The 1506-nt window shown below is 71.6% G+C and carries 1 protein-coding gene and 1 pseudogene; one reads left to right on the top strand and one right to left on the bottom strand.

The window, feature by feature from the left end; all coding sequences use genetic code 11:
* A pseudogene (locus tag FV223_RS27355) lies at window positions 1-580 on the bottom strand (AsmA family protein); the annotation flags it as partial.
* 202 nt (window positions 581-782) lie between these two features.
* On the opposite strand from FV223_RS27355, the gene FV223_RS27350 reads away from it, so the two are divergent.
* Window positions 783-1506 (top strand): CoA transferase subunit A (locus FV223_RS27350; protein WP_147729837.1); only part of this gene is annotated, 724 nt, incomplete at its 3' end.

Genomic DNA, 1506 nt, shown 5'->3' with positions numbered 1-1506 from the left:
GGCTTGCCGCGTCGAGGGTCGCGCCGGCCAGCGTGATCCGGCGCGGGTGATTCGTGCCGCCTTGGCCGAGCCGCGCGGCGGTCCGGCGCACTGGCTCGGCCCAGCGCGGATCGTCGGCGCCCTCCGGCATGTGGATCGTGGCGCCCCCCAGCGCGAGCGAGCCGAGGTCGGCTTGGCCCGAGAGCAGGGCGAGCGGGTTGAGGTCGAGATCGAGGCTGCCGCCCTCGATCAACGCCGGGCTGCCGGCCTGCGCGGCGGTGATCCGGGTGCGGGTGAAGCTCAGGCGCGGCAGGGGCAGCAACGTCATCGTGGTCGCGCCCTCGGCGGTGAGCGCGAAGCCGAAATCGCGCAGGCCGCGGCTGACGAAGGCCGCCGCCGTCGGGGTGCCGACCGGCCAGGGCAGGGTCGCGAGGCCGGTCCCGAGGACGGCGAGCGACGCGAAGCCGACGGCAAGAAGGAGGCGGCGCGGCGACATTGCACTCCGGGCGGGCACGTCGCGGGCCGCCCGAGGGGCGGCGAAGTCGCGACGGGGGACGACGAGCGGCCCCGGATGTTTCAGGCTCACCCCGCCGTCATGCATCGGACCGTTCGGGTGATTCCCTTAAAGCGTCCGATCGGCTTTGTCTGCCCGCAGCGCCCGGCCGTCCCCGCCGCCTTCGTGCGGACGGCCGGGGCCGCGCTTCCCGACGCCGGGCGCCTTTACCGGCGCGCCGGAATCGGGGACAGCTTTCGCGGAACGAATGTCGGCGCGATCGCGCGCGGGCCGGAAGGGTTCAGTGTCCATGAAGAAGGTCTATGCGGATCCGACGTCGGCGCTCGCGGGGCTGCTCAAGAACGACATGATGGTGATGTGCGGCGGCTTCGGCCTCTGCGGCATCCCCGACGAGCTGATCGAGGCGGTGCGGGAATCGGGCGTGAAGGGGCTGACCATCGTCTCGAACAACGCCGGCATCGACGGCGTCGGCCTCGGCAAGCTGCTCGAGACCCGGCAGGTCGCGAAGATGATCTCGTCCTATGTCGGCGAGAACAAGGAGTTCGCCCGGCAGTACCTCGGCGGCGAGCTCCAGATCGAGTTCAATCCGCAGGGGACGCTGGCCGAGCGCATCCGCGCGGGCGGGGCCGGCATCCCGGCCTTCTTCACCAAAACCGGCGTCGGCACGAAGGTGGCCGAGGGCAAGGAGGTGCGCGAATTCGACGGCGAGCACTTCGTGATGGAGCGCGGGCTGTTCGCGGACCTCGCCATCGTCCACGCCCATACCGGCGACACCGAGGGCAACCTGCGCTACCGGAAGACCGCGCGGAACTTCAACCCGATGATGGCGACCGCCGCGACGATGACAGTGGCGCAGGTCGAGCACCTGGTGCAGCCCGGCGAGATCGACGCCGACGACATCCACACCCCCGGCATCTTCGTGAAGCGGATCATCCACGTTCCGGGGCGCGAGAAGCGGATCGAGCAGCGCACGGTGCGCAAGCGCGCCGAGGCCGCTCCGGCCGCGGCCGGAG

This window comes from Methylobacterium sp. WL116, assembly GCF_008039455.1.
In the GTDB taxonomy this organism is placed as follows: domain Bacteria; phylum Pseudomonadota; class Alphaproteobacteria; order Rhizobiales; family Beijerinckiaceae; genus Methylobacterium.
Note: the sequence above shows the minus strand (reverse complement) of the source record. Positions and strands in the feature narration are given on the sequence as shown.